Annotated in this window: 16 protein-coding genes and 2 tRNA genes; 8 read left to right on the top strand and 10 right to left on the bottom strand. The window is 37.5% G+C overall.

Features of this window, described 5'->3' with window-relative positions; all coding sequences use genetic code 11:
* Positions 1–10: 10 nt before the first annotated feature.
* Together M9892_01280 and M9892_01275 are read right to left on the bottom strand one after the other, a co-directional pair.
* Positions 11–745: a hypothetical protein gene (locus M9892_01280; protein MCO5252981.1), complete on the bottom strand. Its 735-nt coding sequence runs from the start codon at positions 743–745 to the stop codon at positions 11–13.
* Between the two features lie 111 nt (positions 746–856).
* Positions 857–1765 (bottom strand): PfkB family carbohydrate kinase, encoded by a 909-nt coding sequence (locus M9892_01275; GenBank protein ID MCO5252980.1) that lies wholly within the window; start codon positions 1763–1765, stop codon positions 857–859.
* 118 nt (positions 1766–1883) lie between these two features.
* Between M9892_01275 and M9892_01270 the strand changes: the two genes are divergently transcribed.
* A tRNA-Asn gene (locus M9892_01270) sits at positions 1884–1957 on the top strand.
* Between the two features lie 63 nt (positions 1958–2020).
* Here M9892_01270 and M9892_01265 read toward each other — a convergent pair.
* Positions 2021–2093 (bottom strand) — tRNA-Gly (locus M9892_01265).
* Positions 2094–2148: 55 nt separating this feature from the next.
* Entirely contained in the window at positions 2149–2829 is a 681-nt protein-coding gene (locus M9892_01260; protein MCO5252979.1) for an SDR family NAD(P)-dependent oxidoreductase, read from the bottom strand.
* Between the two features lie 523 nt (positions 2830–3352).
* Here M9892_01260 and M9892_01255 point away from each other — a divergent pair.
* The 6 genes from M9892_01255 to M9892_01230 all read left to right on the top strand — a co-directional run bounded on the left by M9892_01255 (position 3353) and on the right by M9892_01230 (position 13861).
* Positions 3353–6577 (top strand): BspA family leucine-rich repeat surface protein, encoded by a 3225-nt coding sequence (locus tag M9892_01255; GenBank protein MCO5252978.1) that lies wholly within the window; start codon positions 3353–3355, stop codon positions 6575–6577.
* A gap of 142 nt (positions 6578–6719) precedes the next feature.
* On the top strand, positions 6720–8105 hold the full coding sequence (hisS, locus tag M9892_01250; protein ID MCO5252977.1) for a histidine--tRNA ligase: 1386 nt from the start codon (positions 6720–6722) through the stop codon (positions 8103–8105).
* Positions 8096–9577, top strand: a complete 1482-nt coding sequence (gene hutH, locus M9892_01245) for a histidine ammonia-lyase (GenBank protein MCO5252976.1) — start codon at positions 8096–8098, stop codon at positions 9575–9577. The genes hisS and hutH overlap by 10 nt, the downstream gene beginning before the upstream one ends.
* Positions 9561–10004, top strand: coding sequence for an NUDIX domain-containing protein (locus tag M9892_01240; protein MCO5252975.1), 444 nt, complete (start codon positions 9561–9563; stop codon positions 10002–10004). Before hutH ends, M9892_01240 begins: the two co-directional genes overlap by 17 nt.
* Before the next feature lie 188 nt (positions 10005–10192).
* The gene (locus M9892_01235) at positions 10193–11644 is read left to right on the top strand and encodes a glyceraldehyde-3-phosphate dehydrogenase (protein ID MCO5252974.1); all 1452 of its coding nucleotides are present in this window, start codon (positions 10193–10195) and stop codon (positions 11642–11644) included.
* 153 nt (positions 11645–11797) lie between these two features.
* The gene (locus M9892_01230) at positions 11798–13861 is read left to right on the top strand and encodes a glycosyltransferase family 39 protein (protein MCO5252973.1); all 2064 of its coding nucleotides are present in this window, start codon (positions 11798–11800) and stop codon (positions 13859–13861) included.
* Between the two features lie 6 nt (positions 13862–13867).
* Here the strand turns inward: M9892_01230 and pyrF are convergent, their stop codons facing one another.
* The gene (pyrF, locus tag M9892_01225) at positions 13868–14683 is read right to left on the bottom strand and encodes an orotidine-5'-phosphate decarboxylase (GenBank protein MCO5252972.1); all 816 of its coding nucleotides are present in this window, start codon (positions 14681–14683) and stop codon (positions 13868–13870) included.
* Positions 14684–14746: 63 nt separating this feature from the next.
* Here pyrF and M9892_01220 point away from each other — a divergent pair, with 63 nt between their 5' ends.
* Positions 14747–16426 (top strand): DUF6029 family protein, encoded by a 1680-nt coding sequence (locus M9892_01220; protein MCO5252971.1) that lies wholly within the window; start codon positions 14747–14749, stop codon positions 16424–16426.
* A gap of 11 nt (positions 16427–16437) precedes the next feature.
* On the opposite strand, the gene M9892_01215 is transcribed toward M9892_01220, so the two are convergent.
* The 5 genes from M9892_01215 to M9892_01195 form a co-directional block, all read right to left on the bottom strand.
* On the bottom strand, positions 16438–17634 hold the full coding sequence (locus tag M9892_01215; GenBank protein ID MCO5252970.1) for a tetratricopeptide repeat protein: 1197 nt from the start codon (positions 17632–17634) through the stop codon (positions 16438–16440).
* A gap of 32 nt (positions 17635–17666) precedes the next feature.
* Positions 17667–18176 (bottom strand): hypothetical protein, encoded by a 510-nt coding sequence (locus tag M9892_01210; protein MCO5252969.1) that lies wholly within the window; start codon positions 18174–18176, stop codon positions 17667–17669.
* 191 nt (positions 18177–18367) lie between these two features.
* Positions 18368–20407 (bottom strand): PKD domain-containing protein, encoded by a 2040-nt coding sequence (locus M9892_01205; protein MCO5252968.1) that lies wholly within the window; start codon positions 20405–20407, stop codon positions 18368–18370.
* Between the two features lie 46 nt (positions 20408–20453).
* On the bottom strand, positions 20454–20873 hold the full coding sequence (locus tag M9892_01200; protein MCO5252967.1) for a hypothetical protein: 420 nt from the start codon (positions 20871–20873) through the stop codon (positions 20454–20456).
* A 103-nt stretch (positions 20874–20976) separates the two neighbouring features.
* Complete coding sequence (locus M9892_01195) at positions 20977–21129, bottom strand: hypothetical protein (GenBank protein ID MCO5252966.1); 153 nt, start codon at positions 21127–21129, stop codon at positions 20977–20979.
* Positions 21130–21161: the final 32 nt, after the last annotated feature.

The following is a 21161-nucleotide window of genomic DNA, read 5'->3' as shown; positions in this document are numbered from 1 at the left end:
GTATGACTTTTTACTTTCCATTTTCTTGCTCGTCATTATTGTTTGAGGGATTACGTTTGTTGCGAAATTCCTCCATTCTTTGTTTTTTCAAATCTTTATATTGTGCATATTGTTCAGCACTTACAAAGGAGTTCTGGATTCTTTTTTCACAACTTGCCATATAAGTTCTAAAATTAGTTTTGTCCTCCTCTGTTTTATTCTGGTTTTGTTTGAAGTGAATTCGAGCGATATTTCTTTCAGTAAATATGGAGGTCAATGAATCTTGTTGTGTTTGGGTCAAAGCAATAGAAGAAGATATTTTGTTTACCTGACGCTCGGCAAGAGCAGATGCGTGTTTTTCTGCGTTAAATGCACCTTTTTTACCTTCCTTTTTCTCTTTGACTTTATTTTTTCTATTAGCTTTTTTCTCTGCCATCATGCTTTGGTATTTGGCAAATTTCTTTTCATCATTCAGGATGGATTTAACTTTGTCATCGCGTGTCTTTTTGGCTTCTTTGAGAGTCAAAGCATCAGCTTTGTTTTTTTCATCTTTACCTTTGACTTGTTGGACAGTTGTAAAAAATTCTACAAATACACCATGCAGCGATTCCTTTTGGGTGGGTGTGATTGAAATGGAGTCTGCCAGTTTGTTTACTTCTTTTGTAGCTTTGGTTTCGGGGTTAAATTCTTTTTTGGAATTCTTTTGTTGAGCATTACTTAGGTTTACGAAAGCAAATGCTGTAAGTACTAAAATTAACTTTTTCATGACTTTGATTTTAAGTTAGAAATATAGTTTCTTACACATTCAATATTTGTGCCATATAAGTAATAAGGCAAGCTGGGTTAGTACAGGATTTTAATGCTTACATACAGTCATTTAAAACTCCACCATGAATCTGAATTGATTGTATCGGTCTTCTATCTGTTCCTCAGAAAGGTTAAATAAATTGTCTGTGCCAAATTTTTCAACACAAAAGCTCGCCATAGCACTGCCATAAACCAATGCTCTTTTTAGGGTTTCAAAATTTGTATTACCCGTCTTGGCTATATATCCGATAAAGCCTCCGGCAAAGGTGTCGCCTGCACCGGTAGGGTCAAATACTTGGTCGAGTAGAAATGCAGGGACATAGAAACTCTTATCTTCATGGAAAAGAATCGCACCATGTTCACCTTTCTTTATAATAAGGTATTTTAACCCATTTTGCATTATTTTTTGTGCTGCTTTCTTGAGTTGGTATTCTCCGCTTAATTGTCGCGCCTCTTCATCATTGATGGTAAGTACATCTACTTTTGAAATAATTTTCTTGAGAGAATCCAATGCTATATCCATCCAGAAATTCATCGTGTCCAAAACAATTAATTTAGGTCTTTTGTGCAATCTTTCAATGACTTGAAGTTGCACTTCAGGACTTAGGTTTCCCAACATTAGATATTCGCAATCTTGGTAGCTTTCTGGAATAATAGGGTCGAATTTTTCAAGTACATTGAGCTCTGTTACTAAGGTGTCTCTTGAGTTTAGATCATAATTATATCTACCTGACCAAAAAAATGATTTTTCGTCTTTTTTGATTTGCAATCCTTTGGTGTTAATTCGTCTGGATTGTAGTTGGGTTATATATTCGTGTGGGAAATCACCTCCAACAACTGCTACAAGGTTAACAGGATTGATAAAATAAGATGATGAAAGGGCAATATAAGATGCAGCACCTCCGATAATTTTATCAGTTTTTCCAAATGGAGTTTCAATGGCATCAAAGGCAACGGAACCAATAATAAGTAAGCTCATATTAAATTCTTTTCGAGTCGCAAATATGTCGCAAAAATGGGTATATATTTTTTTATTTTTGATTTGTTCGATTGATTTGAAAGTTATAATATTGCAGCCCCGTTCACGGAAAACACCTTCCTCAGTAGCTCAGCTGGTTAGAGCACATGACTGTTAATCATGGGGTCGCTGGTTCAAGCCCAGCCTGGGGAGCAAAAAGCCACCACAAGGTGGCTTTTTTGTTTTTAGGGTCGAATGAAAAGAATCAAATTTCTGAGCGGAAAACGGGGTTCGAACCCGCGACCTTCAGCTTGGGAAGCTGACGCTCTACCAACTGAGCTATTTCCGCATGTTGGAAGGGTGGATGCAAATTTGCCATAAATGCTCTTTTGCTTAACACTTTTCTATAATTCTTCTTGGATAACAATTTCAACTTTGTCGAGATTGTTTGTTGCATATTTTCCAATGATTTTAGCTATTTGTTCCGGTCGCTCCCATTTGCTGAAATCAGCTTTGGGTATGGATGCTCGGTTTTGAGGTGTGTCAATAATACTGGGGACAATAACATGAGCGAATATCTCTTTTCCTTTTGTTTCTTCATTAATCAGATTGGCTAAATAAAATAGCAGTGATTTTGCAAGTCCATAAGCTGTTACTCCATTGGCTTTGTTGGTACTCATGCCGGCATAAGAACCTATAAAGAACATCTTACCATTGCCTTGTTTTTGCATTTGTTGCAAAATAGGACGTGCAAGATTATAAGCAGTTTCAAAATTCAGCATGTATTGCTGCCGAATACTACCAATGTCGGTGTCGGCAATGCTTCCCATTGTAAAGCCACCTACTGTTAAGACTGCAATGTCTATCGAATGATAATGTGCAGTTATGGCTTGAATACTTTGTGAAGCGCAATCCTCATTTGCAATATCGGAAATGATTTCTTCATAATTTTGATCTGTGATTGGGTTTGCACTTTTTCGGTGAACAATACCTACCACCTTGTTGCCATTATTGAGAAAGAATTGAACCGTTGCTTGTCCTAAATTACCGGCCGCGCCACTTACTAATACTACTTGATTTTTCATGTTTTGACTTTGCGAAAATAAACTTGAAATTGAATTAATATTTTCGGTGATAAAAAATGCGCGATTCATTATCATAACCTCAACGCTTGCAATTACAATCGGTCAGATAGTGATTGTTTGAAAGTTTAATCAAGGACGAGAACATTAATCCTTGATAAGTGTTAAATAATGAGGTGTTATTTGTAGTATCGGTAAATTTTTATGTTAAAATAAATCACAAATCTACATTGTAAATCTTGCTGTATATATTTTGTATAGAGTATGTGTAAAAGTTGAAAATGATACTTTGCGGATTATATTGTAAAATTAGACGAATTTGAGGTTGTGCACATTTGTTTGATGATGCATAAAAGTATTGTAAATAACTAATTTACTTGCTGATAATATTTGAAAATTGGATGTTTAACTTGTTTGTGAACAAGTTGTAAACATTTGATAATGTATTACAATATCTACTACTTTTGTATCGAAAGTCGTTCAAATCTCAATTAGATTACTACTAAATTATTTAAAGCATTTTATTATGAAACTATTTCGCAATTCACTCAGTTTTAATTTGATTCCGCTTTCTGTGATGGGTTCTTTGTTTATGGTAAATTTAAGTTCCTTAAATGGACAAACACAGCCATTTGTGACCACATGGAATACAGGAAATACAACTAATATTACTATTCCCATCAGTGCTAATTCGGCATCATATAGTTATAATTATGATGTTTATTGGGTTGCAATGGACGATTCTACACAAAATGGAACTATCACCGGACAAACAGGAGCTACAACTATATCAGGATTAAGTTCAAATAAGTATTACCGGATAGAAATTTCTGGACAATTCCCGGTGATTCTATTTGCTAATAAGGGTGACAAGACTAAGATTCGCAATATTGTTAAGTGGGGCGATATTGAATGGAGAAGTTTTGAAGGTTCTTTTTTCGGCTGTTCAAATTTGGATATCTCAGCAACTGATGTCCCCGACTTGCAAGATGTGAGTTCGTTATCATATATGTTTGCCAACTGCACCTCCCTTATTGGAACAGAAGCCAACTGGAATTGGAATACAGAGAAAATCGGTAATATGGCATACCTTTTCTATGGGGCTTCAAAATTTAATCAAAATATAGGTAGTTGGAATACGGTAAATGTGAACAACATGAACTCAGTATTTTGCAATGCTCTTGCTTTTAATCAAAACATCGGACTTTGGAATACAGCTAATGTGACTGATATGGGTTATATGTTCAGTAATGCTAGCGCATTTAATCAGAACATTGGGGCGTGGGACACTAAGAATGTTACTTCCATGAAATCAATGTTCTATAAAGCGACTAAGTTTAATGGAAATATTGGTGCTTGGGTTACAGATAAAGTGAAAGATATGAGTTGGTTATTTAATTCGGCATCCGCTTTTAATCAAGATATAAGTGCTTGGAATACAGTCAATATAACCGATATGAGCTATATGTTCAACAATGCCATTGCATTTAATCAGAGTATTGGTACTTGGAACACAGAAAATGTTACCGAAATGCGCAGTATGTTTGAGAATGCTACAAAATTCAATGGAAGTATTGCCGCCTGGAATACCTCTAATGTAACAAACATGAATCGCATGTTTTATAATGCAATTAACTTTGACCAGAATATTGGAAGTTGGAATACTGCCAAAGTTGTTGACATGAGCTATATGTTTGCCGGAGCTTCAAAATTCAATAAGAATATTAGTGGTTGGAATACTGATAATGTGCTCAATATGGGTAATATGTTTGTTAACGCATTGTTGTTTGATCAGCCCATTAGCCGATGGAATACTGTAAATGTTACTAACATGAGTCAAATGTTTAACGGGGCTGTTGATTTTAATCAAATGATCAGTGTGTGGGATGTCCGCAATGTTGCTGATTTGTCCTATATGTTCTCTTATGCAACAGCTTTTAACCAAACATTAGGTTCATGGATAATCAACAATCAAGTTAATATGGAAGGAATGCTTGATAATAGTGGTGTAGATTGCAAGAACTATGGGAATACCCTTATTGGTTGGGCTTCTAATCCTAATATTCCTAACGGCAGAACACTCGGTGCCAATGATCTCAAATATTCAAGTTCTGCGAGCAGTGCAAGAACAATGCTTACGAATAAAGGCTGGAATATTACAGATTCTGGTGTTGCAACATTCTGTAGCCCACTTGTGACAATTTGGAATACAGAAAACTCAACCTATATATTAATCCCTACTAAAGGAAGCGGTTATGATTATGATCTTTATTGGGAGGAAATAGCCAATCCTGCAAACAATGGAATCTTAACATCGGTGAAAGATAGCGTAAGAATAATAGGGTTGAAAGCCAATACAAGCTATAGAATAGATATTGACCGCGATTTCCCAAGATTTTTCTTTAATAATGGTGCTGAGAAATCCAAGATTAGGCAAATTACTCAATGGGGTGGCATAGCTTGGAACAGTTTTGATTCAGCATTCTTCGGATGTTCGAATTTGGAAATTACAGCAACCGATTTGCCCGATATGAGATTTACAACCGGTGCTAAATTTATGTTTAATAATTGCACTTCGCTTACCGGAATAGGAGCAAACTGGAATTGGGTTACTACCAATATCACCAATATGAATGGTATGTTTGCGAATGCAAAAAATTTCAACCAAGATATTGGGATTTGGAATACAGAGAATGTTACGGATATGTCTGCAATGTTTCAAAATGCAAGTAATTTTAATCAGTATATTGGCAATTGGAACACTGGTAAAGTGCTTTCAATGCGCAACATGTTTAATAATGCATCCAAATTCAATCAAGATCTAAATAGTTGGAATACGAGCATTGTAACTGACAAATCAGGTATGTTTTCAGGTGCAACATCTTTTAATCAAAGTATTGATAGTTGGGACGTTGAGAATGTTACCGATATGTCCAATATGTTTTTGAATGCCCAAGCATTCAATCAAGACATAGGTCTGTGGAATACATCTAAGGTTGTTAATATGTCTAACATGTTTGACGGTGCAAGTAGTTTTAACCAAAATATTGGCTCTTGGAATACAAGCAATGTAACCAATATGAATGCTATGTTCAAAAATGCATCTGACTTTAATCAGTCACTTGCTGCATGGAACGTTTCTAAAGTTAATAATATGGCAAGTATGTTTTACCAGTGCAGTGCTTTTAATCAATCACTTGATAGCTGGAATATTACTCTTGTAAGCGATATGAATAAAATGTTTGCCTCCGCCACTTCTTTTAATCAAAATTTAGGTTCTTGGACTTTGAGAACAAATGTAAATTTAAGAAATATTTTTGATCTGTGCGGGTTGGATTGTTCAAACTATGGGCTCACCCTTGAGGGCTGGTCAAAAAATATGGCTACTCCCAAAAACATTACTTGTGGCGCCATGGGTATAAAATATGTTTCTACGGCTACCACATATAGAAACACATTGACCAAGACCAATAAGTGGACTATTACCGATGCCGGAGTCTGCAAATCAACTGGTGTGGATGAGATTGAAACTGAGACAAACGCCCTTAACATTTATCCTAACCCGACTACAGGAATCTTTACTTATTTTGGTTCTGTCAAAGGGGTATATATGGTGATGGATTTGCAAGGACGTGTTGTGAAAGAAGGTGTTACCCAAAATGATAAGACTGAAATTGACCTTTCCGGTATTGTGCCGGGTATCTATATTCTAAAAGTACAGAATGTAGCAGTTAAAATTATCAAAGAATAACGTATTTGCTATACGTTTGATACTACTCTATTTATTCAGATTGAATAAGTCTGTTATATGCGGTTGTATAGATTCATGTGATTTTTCCTTAACCGCTATTTTGTCTTACTTTTGAAGCCATTTACGAAAATTAAGAATAGCAATGAGCAAAGCATCACTGGCAAAGGGTACGCGCGACTTCGGTGCCGAAGAAATGAAAAAGCGAAAATTCATTTTTGGCAATATTGAAGACGTTTTTAAGCTATATGGTTTTAATGCCATTGAAACTCCTGCTGTTGAAAATTTAGAAACCCTGATTGGGAAATATGGTGATGAAGGAGACCATCTGCTTTTTAAGATTCTGGACAATGGGGATTTCTTAGGTAATGTTGAGAAGGTTTTTGGTCGTGAAAAGAACATCAGTGAAATTACTGCAAAAGAAGTTGCACCTCATATTGCCGGCAGAGCTTTGCGCTATGATTTGACCGTGCCATTTGCTCGCTATATCAGTATGAATAGGCACATAGTTAAGCTTCCTTTTAGAAGATATCAAATGCAGCCCGTCTGGAGAGCAGATAGACCGCAAAAAGGTCGTTATAGGGAGTTTTGGCAATGTGATGCCGATATTATTGGGACAGATAGTTTAGTATGTGAAGCAGATTTAACGGCAGTTTTTCATAGGGTTTTTCAAAAGCTCGGAATTAAAAACTATGTGATTCATATAAATAATCGAAAAGTATTGGAAGGTGTCGCAGAAATGATTGGGGCAACAGAAAGATTTAGTGATTTTACGGTCGCTCTTGACAAATTTGATAAAATTGGGAAAGAGGGTGTGAGAAAAGAACTGCAAGAGCGTGGTTTTACTGATGAACAAATCCAAAAGGCAGAACAATTCTTTATCAGTTCAACACTTGATTCAAAGAGTCTGACAAAATGGAAAGACATGCTTGCAGAGACTGAAATTGGCTCCGTTGGCATCAGCGAACTTGAGAGTTTGTTAGTGTATCTGGAAGCAAGCGGATTCAACCATCATATTCTCTTTGATGGAACTCTTGCGCGAGGATTAAGTTATTACACCGGATGTATTTTTGAAGTAAAAGTACCTGATTCAGGTATCGGAAGTATTGCTGCCGGAGGAAGGTATGATAACCTTACCGGTATTTTCGATATGCCCGGAATTTCAGGAGTGGGAATCAGTTTTGGGGCAGATAGAATTTATGATTTGATGGAATCACATAATCTTTATCCGCAAGATACAGGTGCAAATTGCAAAGTGCTGTTTTGTGGATTAGATTTACAATCTTTAACATTCTGTATTCCGATTGCGGAAAGACTCAGGAGCGAAGGAATCACTTGTAATGTATATCCCGAAGCAAGCAAGTTGAAAAAACAACTTGACTATGCAAATGCTGCTAAAGTCAAATTTGTAGCTATCATAGGTGAGAACGAAAGAATAAATAAGCAGGTTGCCCTAAAAAATCTCGAAAGTGGTGACCAAGAAACATTGGATATTGAGACATTTATTAAGAAAACGAAATCATGGTCATAGACCCCCAAGAACATATAACAATTGGACAAACAAGAAAGTTTGTACAAAGCAATGAAAAACTATCTCTGAGCATTGAATCTCAAAATAGTATAACTCATTGCAGAACCTACCTTGAAAATAAAATCAAAACATCAAAAGAGCCGATTTATGGTGTTAATACAGGTTTTGGGTCGCTGTGTAATCATATCATACCACCTCATGAGATGACCGATTTGCAATATAATCTGCTGCGCTCGCATGCTTGTGGTACAGGAAATGAGATTCCGCAAGAGATTGTAAAACTCATGCTGGTTTTGAAAATAAAATCATTGGCAAAAGGTTTTTCGGGTGTTAAACTTCAAACTGTTGAACAATTAGTTGAATTATATAACCACAATGCATTACCTATTGTTTACGAACAAGGCTCTTTAGGGGCATCCGGTGATTTAGCCCCTCTGTCACACCTCTGTTTGCCGATTTTTGGAGAAGGTTCGCTAAGATATAACGGTAATGTAATTTCCGGCATTGAGTTTCTAAACAAATCAGGTCTAAAGCCGGTTTTACTTGGAGAAAAAGAAGGTTTGGCGCTTATCAACGGAACTCAATTTATGAGCGCATTTGGAGTTTGGTGTTTGAGTGAACTGAAAAAACTTAGTCATTGGGCTGATATCATTGCCGCACTTTCCTTGGAAGCTTTTGATGCACGTACAGAACCTTTTGCACATGAATCTCATGCAATCCGCCCTCATCAGGGGCAAATTGCTACAGCACAACATATTACAGAATTGCGCAATGGCTCGCAAATAGCTGCCCGTTCTAAAACACATGTGCAAGACCCTTATTCATTTAGATGTATTCCGCAGGTACACGGAGCAAGCAAACAGGTCTTGGAATATGCTACGAGTGTTTTTGAAACAGAAATTAATGCGGTAACAGACAACCCTAATGTTTTTCCGGATGCAGACAAAGTGCTTAGTGCGGGTAATTTTCATGGGGAAATACTTGCATTTCAGTTGGATTTTGCAGCGATTGCAGCTTCAGAACTTGCGTCTATTAGTGAAAGGAGGATTTATAAACTCATTGGAGGAGAACGAGGATTGCCACTTTTCCTTACGCCTAATGCGGGAGTAAACAGCGGTTATATGATTGCACAATATTCAGCTGCTTCGATTGTAAGTCAGAACAAACAGTTGTCAAGTCCGGCATCGGTGGACAGCATTGTGAGCAGCAATGGGCAGGAAGACCATGTTAGTATGGGTGCCAATGCAGCAACTAAATTGTATAAGGTTACAAATAATCTCAAAACGGTTCTTGCCATTGAACTTCTTTGTGCATGTCAGGGCTTGGATTTTCAGGGAAGTGATAAAACTTCGGATACTCTTAAACAGGTATTTGAAAATTTCAGAAAAGTGGTACCTTTTCGTGAGAAAGATACTTATCTGCATGACGATATCCAAAAAGCGATAGCATTTATCGATGAACAAGTGCTTTAATATTAGAGTTTACGGAATCTTGTTGAATGACCGCAATGAAGTCCTTGTGAGCGATGAATTCCGATGGGAAAAATTTTTTACCAAATTTCCGGGCGGTGGACTCGAATGGGGAGAAGGGCTGAAGGATTGTCTGAAAAGAGAATTCAAAGAAGAACTTGCGCTGGAAATTGAGGTAGGCGAGCTTTTTTATATCACCGATTTTTTCTTGCAATCCGCATGGCTCGAAACGGATCAAATTATCAGTATTTATTATCGAGTTGAGTGTCCATCAGTAAACGAATTGCATTTTGCCCAATACTCAACTCCGTTTTATCAAGAACAAGCAAAGTTTCGTTGGATACCATTAGTCGGAATTTCAGAAGATATGTTTACATTTCCGGTAGATAGGGTAGTAGGCGGAAAATTAGCGCATAAACAAAGCTCTTGATTTTGTGTTTCTTACCATTGATTAAAAGACATTTTAGAAATCTGCCCAAGGGTGTGTTGTCTCATCCCTAAAGTTAACAAATTCAAATTCGCGCATACAAATTGAACGTGGGCAAATAGCTAATAACTCATTTAAAATTTTGCTTCACTTCAATTATATTTGCACCACGATAAAAAATTAACATTGAAATGACGAAAGAAATCAATTATGAACAGGATTTGCAGGAATGGATTAAAGCAGAAAAAGCTGCCATTGAACTTATTCACGTAACAGGTTCATTGTGGTTCGATAAATCTGTCGAACTTGTTATATTTAGAAATCAGGTAGTGGACCGCAGTGCCAGCCAAATACTTAGTCTGTTACAATATGCAAAAGAAATTGTAAAAAAACCCATCAATATCTTTGATGCCTTGCTCATTGCCAAAGAGTTGTATGCGGTCGAGATTTCACCCTCGCGCCTTGACATTGGAAAATTAACCCATGAGTGGATACTTGAAAAAGCACAATATGCCAATATCAAAGATTTTGTAAATACCAAATTGAAGGATTTTATTGGGAAGAATAAGAAAGTTCTTGTGCCCAAAGATGTGGTGTTATATGGTTTTGGAAGAATAGGGCGTATTCTTGCACGTGAACTTATTATTCAGGCAGGTAAAGGAGAACAACTTCGATTACGTGCGATTGTAACTCGCGACAAAACAGATGAAGATTTGATTAAACGTGCCGGATTACTTCGCATGGACAGTGTGCACGGACCATTCCCCGGAACCATTATAGAAGATCTTGAGAATCGCGCTTTGATTATCAATGGACATACCGTCCACATGATTTCTGCAAAAGGACCTGAAGAGATTGATTATACCAAATATGGAATTAATAATGCATTTTTGATTGACAATACCGGTGTAGCAAGAGACCGTGAGGGATTGAGTAAACATTTATTGTCCAAAGGAGTTGACAAAGTCTTGTTGACTGCTCCCGGAAAGGGCGATATTCCTAATATTGTTTACGGTATTAATCAGGCTAATCATGACAAAGATGAAAAAATATTTTCAGCAGCTTCTTGTACCACTAACGCCATTGTTCCTGTTTTAGCTGTGGTTAACAATACCTTAGGCATTGAGCGCGGACACATAGAGACTATTCACTCTTATACCAATGACCAAAATTTGCTCGATAATTACCATAAAAAATATAGAAGAGGACGTTCTGCAGCACTCAACTTGGTAATAACAGAGACCGGTGCAGACAAAGCAGTTTCTAAAGCCATCCCTGAACTTGCAGGCAAAATCACCGGAAATGCTGTGAGAGTCCCTACTCCTGACGTGTCTTTGGCTATTATGAATCTTACATTAAACCAAACAACCGACAAAGACGCTATCAATGAGATTTTGAAAGATGCTGCATTAAAAGGGGATTTAGTAGAACAAATCAAGTATTCATATAACAATGAATTGGTAAGTACAGACCTTGTGGGTAGCCCACAGGCAAGTATTGTTGACAGCCCTGCTACGTTAGTGAGCAAAGACGGAAAAACTGCTGTCTTGTATGTGTGGTACGACAACGAATATGGCTATAGCAGACAGGTAGTACGTTTAGCAAAGTATCTGTCAGATGTGATTAGACTCAGATACTATTAATTAGTTGAATAAATAAGTATAAAAGCTGCTTTTACACAAAGCAGCTTTTTTTTTTATAATATTCAAATGTTTGAATCTTCTTATTTAGCAATAGAAACAACGATTAGAATTCATTTTTTTTCTCATATTTGAACCCTCACAAAATCAATCTCTATGGCAAAGAAGCAACCCATTAGGCATAAAGAACCTGAAAAAAAATTTGCACCCGTAACACCTAAAAAAAAATCTTCATTTTGGGAAAATGTAGAACGCAATCCATGGTGGTTATTAGGGAGTGTAACCCTTCTTGCACTCATACTCAGGGTGTGGGGCGCTGGCAAGGTATCCTTTTGGTTTGATGAGTATTTGCATGTTTTGCCCGCAGCCGATTTTTTAAGAGGAAAAGGGTTGCACAATATTGATGGGTTTAATGGGGTGTTTACTACTTGGGTTGAAATTGTTGCCATGGGAATTTTTGGTATCAATGAAACTACAGCAAGAGTTGCGATGTCGCTCTTTGCTGCTGCATCAGTCATTCCGATGTATTTTATTGCTAAAAAACTCTTTAACTCCCGAATTGCATTTACTGCAATCTTTCTTTTTGCAATCTCTCTTTATGCCATTTATTGGGGAAGAACAGTAAGAAATTACGCAACTTTTTTACCCTTCTATTTATGGATGCATTGGTTGCTTTTAAACATCTTTGAAGGAGATATTGCTCAAAAGAAAGATTTTAAAATTGCCTCGGGGATTAGTATAAACATCAAAACATTCGCTTGGTTAGCGCTGTCTTTCATACTTTCATTGCTCAATCACCAATTAACTGTTTTTATTATTTTTGGTTGGTTGTTTTATGGGTCTGTTGTTTGGCTTGGTAATGTAATATCTGGAGAGAAGAAATTCTTAAACAAATACACGATATTCGTTCCATTATTGTGTTCATTTGGCTTGCTGTTCTCAAGTGCGGGGAATATGCTTGCGAAGAAATTTCTCGGAGTTTTACTGCCTCCTAATATCGTTAATGGTGTAGTGCCTGATTTGTCAAGGATTGTCACTTTATGGAAAACAGTACCTTTTGAATCATTTGATGTTTATATGAATGTACTTAAAACTGATGGGAATTATTTGTATATATTGGCAATTATTGGTTTTGTAATTTCATTCATTAAAAGCAGACGTTCTGCACTCTATCTCTCAGCACATTTTGTCTTTTTGCTCATCCTTTTTTCTTTTGTTTTCAGAGAACCTGCCGTAAGTCGTTATTTGTATTTTATTATACCTTTTTATTTTATGGCTGTTGCTTATGGTATCTGGTGGTTGATAGACAAATTATGTGAAACCATTCTCAAAAAACAGGCTCTTTCGCAAACCACTTTTGTGTTTATTTTAGTTTTGATCTCAGGTATTTTCCTTTTGAATCCTAAGAATCTGAAAGCATTCTTAAACAATACAGAGCACGGGCAAGTAGTAGATCGCAATATTTCCGAATGGTATTATACAAATTGGAAATCACCAATTGAATATGTTCAGCAAAATATGAGTGAAAGTGATGTTGTATTGTCCACCGTGCCCAATGCTATCCGTTTCTATATGGGCATTGATACTGCTAAACTCGGGTGGTTCAGACAAATGATTTATGATGGTATTCAGAAAAAATATGTCCAAAACACTCCGGATGGAAAGAAAGTGAGCGGCTATACCACTGAAGAGTTTATGTCCACTGTCAAGAATAACCCGCGTGGCTGGTTGCTGGCTGATTATTATTTCTACAATGTGATGACCGACCCACAAGCAAGACAATTTGCTATTGAGCATCTGGATTACCACTTTGGGGCAAGTAGGGACGGCAGTGTGCAGGTGTTTAGTTGGGATAACTCCAAGCCCAAAACGGAGGAAACTCCTATCCTCGTTGAACTGGGCAAACCGTTGGGAAGAAGTCAATCTGATGAAAAGAGTTTCAACCTAAACTTGACAGGTCAAGACAAAGTTTTGTTCATTTTTGATGAAGAAGGAATTGATGTTTCAGGTGAAGCTGTTATCCAAATTAATGGTGGACAGATGTTTCCTATTCCAAAACCCGAAAACAGCAGGGGATGGGGCAAAGAATATGCAACAATGGAAATTCCTGCACAATATCTAAACAATGGCTCAAATAAAGCTCAATTTTACTATAACCCTCAGGTCGTAACTGATGATATACGTCCGGGATTTGTGATTTATAATGTGAGAATGAGATAAAATATTTTAACTGCAAACAGCATCAACCCAAGGCTCCATTTGATTTTGCAAAAATTGAGCAGCTTTTTCGGCTTTTAATGCATAATCTTCTTCATTGCCGGCATAAATGATACCTCTGGATGAATTTACCAATAATCCAAGCTGAGAGTTGGTGCCTTTTTGAGCTACTTGACTTAAGCTGCCTCCCTGTGCCCCCACACCCGGAACAAGCAAGAAATTATCAGGAACTATTTTTCTGATATGTTCAAATTCTTCGGTTTTGGTTGCACCTGTAACAAACATCAAGTTATTTTCATTGCCCCATTTGCTCACGGATTCAAGAACATTTTCAAACAGTCTTTTACCTTTGCTTTCAAGGAACTGAAAATCCTTAGCTCCTGAATTGGATGTGAGTGCAAGCACAATAACCCATTTGTTTTTGAACTCAAGAAATGGTCTGAGACTATCTTCGCCCATATAGGGAGTAACCGTGATAGCATCAAAATTTAGCGTGTCAAAAAAAGCTCTGGCATACATGCTTGATGTATTCCCTATGTCACCACGTTTGGCATCGGCAATGGAGAAAACATCTTTGGGAATAAATTTTCGGGTTTCTTCTAAAACTTCCCATCCCTTACTGCCATATTGCTCAAAAAAAGCAGTATTGAGTTTGTATGCTACCGAGTATTTGCGCGTGTGTTTGATTATTTCTTTGTTGAATTCTAACAGCGCGTCCGTAGTGCGTGGCAAATGCAATGGGAGCTTGTCTATTTCAGGGTCAATTCCTGTGCACAGAAATGATTTCTTTGTGCAAATCTGATTAAAGAGTTCTTGTCTGGTCAATTTTCTTTTGTTTTTAAATTACTTTTGCCTCTGTTCATAAAAGGCATCGCAAAAGAAATCAAAATGAGAGGAAGATTATTATTGTTGGGTATAATTTTATACGCACCACTATTCACATTCGGACAGGAAGCCGGTAAATTTTCCGGTAATTTTCAGACCAATATGAATTTTTACCAAAGAGACAATAAAATTGGCGCCAATACAGAGGTGTATAGAAATCAACTTTCAAGTATAGATGCTTGGTTATATTTGAATTACGATTTTAAAGGATTTAATTTTGCAGCCCGTTTTGACGGGTTTCAAAATACACCGCTCTTTAATCCGCAAGGTACGTATTCCAAACAAGGTCTTGGATTTTGGCAAGTTTCTAAAGATATAGACTGGTTACAGATTACTGCCGGCTATTTTTATGAGCAATTCGCTTCAGGAATGTTGTTTAGAGCGTATGAGGACAGAAATATTGGGATTGATTATGCAATTCAAGGAATTAGGGTCAAAGCCAGTCCGGTAAAAAACCTGAGAATGATTGGATTTTCGGGTCAGCAAAAAGGGAATATTTTTACCGGTGACAGGTTTGGAGTCTCGCCTCAGGTTATAAGCGGTTATAATATGGAATACAGAATCCCTATCACAGAATCAATGAGTCTTGATATAGGGGCATCAGTAGTTAACAGAGTATTGGATAATAACACTTTTGAACGTGTAAAGTCAGAAATTCTCAGTTATCCGGATAGTCAAAGGTTTAATGCATTTTATAATGTTTTTGGATTCAATGGATATGGTACTTTCACATGGAAAGGACTTACACTTTATGGAGAATACAATTACAAAACCGAAGAACCTATTGCAAATGCAGATGGCAGCAAGTTGATTTCAGCTCCGGGCAATATCATTTTTACTTCTGCTTCCTATTCTAAAAGCCGTTTTGGCAAAAACAAAAAAATGTCTTTCGGTGCTAATGCTCAATATAAAAGAATTGAAAATTTCAGTTTGAGGACATCACCGTTTGAGACTCTATTGAATGGGCAGATATCTTATTTGCCATCTATTACCAAACAAAATGCGTACAGACTTTTAGCCAGGTACAATGCAGTTACCCAACAACTTGGAGAGCAAGCCTATCAAGCGGATTTTATTTTTACACCCAAACGCGGTACTTCTATATTGCTCAATATTTCACACGTGGAAAGCCTTGCAGCCAATGGACTAAATGGAAAGCCGGAGAAATTGTTTGAAGAAATATACCTTGAGTTGCAGCATAAATTCAAAGTTTCAGCCAGTGGCAGACAATGGGCTTTTAAAGGAGGAATTCAAAGTATATTCTACAATCAGAATCGTTATGAAGTGAAACCCGGTTATCCAAATGTTCATGCACTTACTCCTTTTGGGGAACTGACTTATAAATATACACGCACTAAATCTTTGCGTTTGGAGTGCCAGTATCTTGACACTAAACAAGATTTGGGAAGTTTCATCAATGCCATTCTGGAGTGGAACTTTGCACCCAAATGGTCTTTTGCTGCAGGGGATATGGTGAATGTTGTTCCGCATCGCCAACCGGGCTCGCCTGTGTCTGATGAAATCATCCATTTCTATACAGCCTTTGCTGCTTACACTATGGGTGCAACTCAGTTTACATTGGCTTATATAAAACAGGTCGAGGGGGTGAATTGTACCGGTGGAATCTGTCGTGTTGAACCTGCTTTCAGTGGAGTTCGGTTTACATTAAATACTTCTTTCTAAGTATTTTTCCCCTACTTGCCTTGTGCATTGTATTGTTGTAATTCTTGTGAAAAAGGGTAGAGTTCTAAACCTTCATCACTTATCTTTTTGAGTTCTTGTAGTTGTCCTTCTTGCCACAATGCTTTACAATAGTTTTCATACAGGATAAATGAAGTATTACCCAAGGATTTACTCGCTTTTAGATAGGATAATGCGGACAAATAATTGTTTTCTTTCAGGAGTTGTATGCCGGTAAGCAACTGTAATTCTGCGTTCATTGGGGAGTTGAGAACAGCAGTTTGCAAAGTTTGTGATAGTGCAACACCCTCGAAAAAATTGTTTTGAATAGCTTGTGTGAAATGGGTTACAAGTGATTTGTCATTGCTTGATAATAAGGCTTTGCCGGCAAAATCTGCGGCTAACTGAGGAAGATTTGATTCAAAACTCAAGAAATAGGCACTTTGGTAGAAGTTCGTTTTATTAGACGACAAGAGGTCTGATTTTGAGTAAGGGGTCAGGAGTGTTTGTAATTCTTGTTTTTTATGAAGATTGTTCAAGGTTTGTCCATACATCAACACATATTTGCCATTGACGGGATCTGAGTTAAACAATGCTTTGCCAATATTCATTGCTTCTGTTGATTTGTTTTGGATGGTATAAAGCTCAAACAAATGCTCGTCTGCCAAGGAGTTGTTGTTTGGAAATTCAGTTTTGTACTTTGCCCATAATGCTTCGGATTTACTGAAATTGCTTGTTGCGCGCCATGCGCTGTCAGTTTTCACATACACAAACTTGTCTGAGGGGTGTAAGTCAAGGGCAATTTGCATTTGTTCGGCATATTTTGTCGCTTCGCCTTTGAATTGAAGTAACTCTGCATAGAAGAGTCTATACCAAAGAATATTATCCTTGTCCAATTTGACCGCCTTTGCTGCAAGGTCTATTGCCTGTTCTATGTTTTTGAGTTTGTATTCTGTTTGAGCCAGTCTAAAAAGTGCCTCAGGGTTGTCAGGCTGGAGGTTGAGACAGCCATTAAAATTTTTTTGTGCAGTGATATAATCCTCTCGCAACAGTGCAGATTCGCCCAAAAAGAGCGCGGTTGCAAACTGTTTGTCTATTGCATACTGAGGTATTTTTGGGTTGTTTTGTGTGGCAACCGGCTTTGTCGCAGAGCATGATATAAAACTGATTCCGCTACAAAGTATTGCAATTCGTGTCCACCACTTACTCATGTTGCGAAAATAAGAGTTTTCTTGCACTGTTATTATTCGGGTTGAGCAATACGTCCTTCAAGCACCTTAGCCAATGCTTCCGGGTTGCGCGTGCCGATTAATAATTTTTTGCCGTTTTTGAACTCAAGTTGCAATCCCATATTACCGGAGATGTTGAATGCCATACCTTGATTAAAGCCATATCGGATTCCCCATCCGCCAAATTCTGCCAGAGGCTTGTATTTTCTTACATAGGCATTGTGTAGGTCTTCCCATTTATAAACCCTCTCTTTGCGGTGCAAAGGAGCCATGCGTACATATATTCCGTCTTCTTTGACTTGTGTACTTAGGGTGAGTCCCAAGACAAACACTGTGAGTGTCGTAAGCAAGCAGAAGATGATGATTAAGCCTTCATTACTCATGGGATTGTTGCCAAAGGGTTTGCCTTGCACGATTTGAACGTATAGTCCGATGAGCGGCAAGATGTTTATACTTAAAAGTGTGACCCAAACCCATATTTGTCGGGGTCTTTGTATCTCTTCAAAAAAAACTGTGCTTGTCATCTATCAGGATTGTGTGTACAAAGTTATTCTTTATAAATAAATGTCGTAAAAATATTGTGTTCAAGTATTAGCTGCTTGCGATTGACTCTGTAAGTTATTTCAAATAAAAAAGCAGCTAATGAAGCTGCCTTTTAAGATAATTGAAAGCCAAAAGTATGAGATTATTTCTTTTTATATCGACTGGCTTTTCATCATTTGTTTACAACAAATCGAATGGACTTAGACAAACCGGAATCAGAAACAGTCAATACATACACCCCATTCGCCATATTGCGCGTGTCTATGACAAAAGAACCGTCACTTCTTTGATAGGTGTAACAAGTAATTGTTTTGCCCGGCATATCTCTCACTACAAGTGTGGGCGCATTCCAAGTGTATGTGGCATTGTCAATGTCAATGTCAATATACAATTCAGATTGAGCAGGATTGGGATATATGGACACGCCTTGAGTGTTTGCTGTTTCCTTGATACTATTAGCACTGACATTGATTTGACGTTCAAAAGAATCGGTTCCGCAATCGTTGCTCACATAGAGTTTGATAGTATGAATTCCTTTTGCAAAGGGGTGAAAGGGATTTTTTTGTTGCGAAGTGTCACTGCCGTCCCCAAAATTCCAAACATAATCACAATAACCGGAAGACAAATTTCTGAAATTAACATTTTGGTCTAAGGCTTCAAAATACGCAGTAGGCAAGCAGTTGTATTTGACCAGCGACATGCTCGTGTTGCCATCTGTCAGACTTTTGGTGTCAGGTCCCAATCCTACTTTGGCAGTTTGTTTAAAGACTGTACACAGATATATGTCCTTGTCAATCACATTGACAGCACCATATTCAAAACTACCTATTTCAGGCACCTTGTCAGTGTTCATAAACCACACATCCTTGAGATTGTTGTTGAGAGTATAGACCGCAAGAAAATTGGTCTGATATGGATAGTTTGCCGGACGTCCTTTGTTATAATCTTTGATATAAACATTTTGTCCGTTAAACGCGAAATTGGTATTGCCTGCCGTGTTACCTACAACTACATACAAACTATCTGAATAAATATTAGAGAAGGACAGGTCGGATGTGCTGTCAAAACTGTTAATATGTCTTAAGGAGAAATCACTTGTATTGAAACTGGCGATAAAGGCATTTCTCCCTTGCGTATTCGGGGGGTATGTATAAGTATTTCCGTTAATGGTTAATTCAATGGGAACGGAGGCATTAACAAATGAAAAACCTGTCAGCAATACATTGCTATTGCCCCTGAGATTAGAGTATAAACTTCCATTAACGAAATTTGCGTTTTTGTGTATTTCTATACGCGGAATAATATGACCTGTTTCAAGGTCAATGGTACAAATACAAGCAGATTGTCCGGTGGGGGGAGGTGTCCATATCGTGTCTTTGTCAGTATAGTGAGTTGTGTCGGTAAAGCCCACACTTTCTATGTACGCATACATCATATTCTGCTCAAAATTGTACAAGAAGCTTGATATAAATAGCGCTGATTGAGTTATCCATTGTACTTCCAAATTTGAATTCAGTTTGACCAGTGCATAACTGCCTGAAGGACTGGTGCTATGTGTTATATATGTGCCATCCAAGAAAACCGTATCGTAAAATTTGATATAACAATACAAGTTGCCCTGATTATCTACGGTAATATCGTGTAATATATTAGTTCCGTTGTAATTACGCACTTTTGATGATAAAAGGGATGTTGTGAAAGTCAGGTGCTTTACATATTCAAAAGTGGAATCATACACCGCAATAAAAGAATGAGATCTTTGGTTGGTTACATCTATCCAAGGCTCGTTTGTGCCAAAAGAAATACTGTCACAATCTATATTTATACCCATATAATTCCGGTGATTGATGCGGTCATAAGTTACTTGCCTGCTTGATATCTGACCGTACCGATTAGCCTCATATCCGGCAAGATTAATGACCTGTGATTTTACAAAATTGCCCGACTTGTCTAAGACTACAAAATACAGTGGATTTAAAGTGTTTCTTGAAGTAATAATCTCGCTACCCGGGGGCTGTAGTTTCAAGGATGTTGAGAACGATCGTAATCCGTTGAGCACAATGTAGTCGCCAGACGAACTCATCATCCTGCTACTCCCGAAATAATTAGCTGCGATGCCGGTGCCCTGCAAACGTCTTGTCCACTCTAATTGCTGTGCGTGGGCAGGTACTGACAGTGCCACAAGTACCCAAAGTAAAAATTTGTGTTTCATAGTTGTTAATTTTTAAATGTAAAATAGTTGTTGAACGTAATGGTATCTATGGGCAAGTCATCCACATCGTAACATAGCATCCTGAATAAGTGCCGTAGTTTTCATTGCAACATGAATTTTGTATAAATACCGAAGGAGTTGCGCTCAGAGTAATATTATGAGTAGTGCTCCCGATTCGTATTACCCGTATATTCTTGATGATGATAGTGGAGCAATCACATGGAAATAAGTGGTTGTAGTTACTCAAATGTGTAACAGTCGGAAAAGAACTGCTGCCTGGATTTAAAGTAATAGTTTGCTTACGAATGAGATTAGTATCCGGTGGGCAGGAATAATCTATCTCAAGTTCAACTTCGCAGTCTATCATGTTGGTAAATGCAAGTTGGCAAGCATTTGGTACACATTGCCCGTGTGTTTGGAGTGACAACAAAGCCAATAACGGAAGTAAAAGTAATAATTTTTTCATAAATATTTTGTTTTTCAATTTAAACAAAGGTAGTAAATGTGTGGTTTTTATCCTGTATTATTTTGATAAAAGTAAAAAAAAGTAGCTTAAATGAGATATGGGTTTATCGCACCCATTTTACTACTTCGCTCGTGCCGCCACCCATGATACACAATGGAAGACAGCAGATGGATATCCATGCCGACTGTTTTTTGAGTAACACGTCTTTGTGTAAATCTGTTTTTGACAAAATATTCAGGTGCTTAAGTGTGTACATTCTGACATTGACAAAACAAAAAAAAGCAGCCT

It is taken from the genome of Bacteroidota bacterium, from assembly GCA_023957335.1.
In the GTDB taxonomy this organism is placed as follows: Bacteria; Bacteroidota; Bacteroidia; order NS11-12g; family UBA955; genus JALOAG01.
This window is presented reverse-complemented; position numbering and strand designations above follow the sequence as displayed.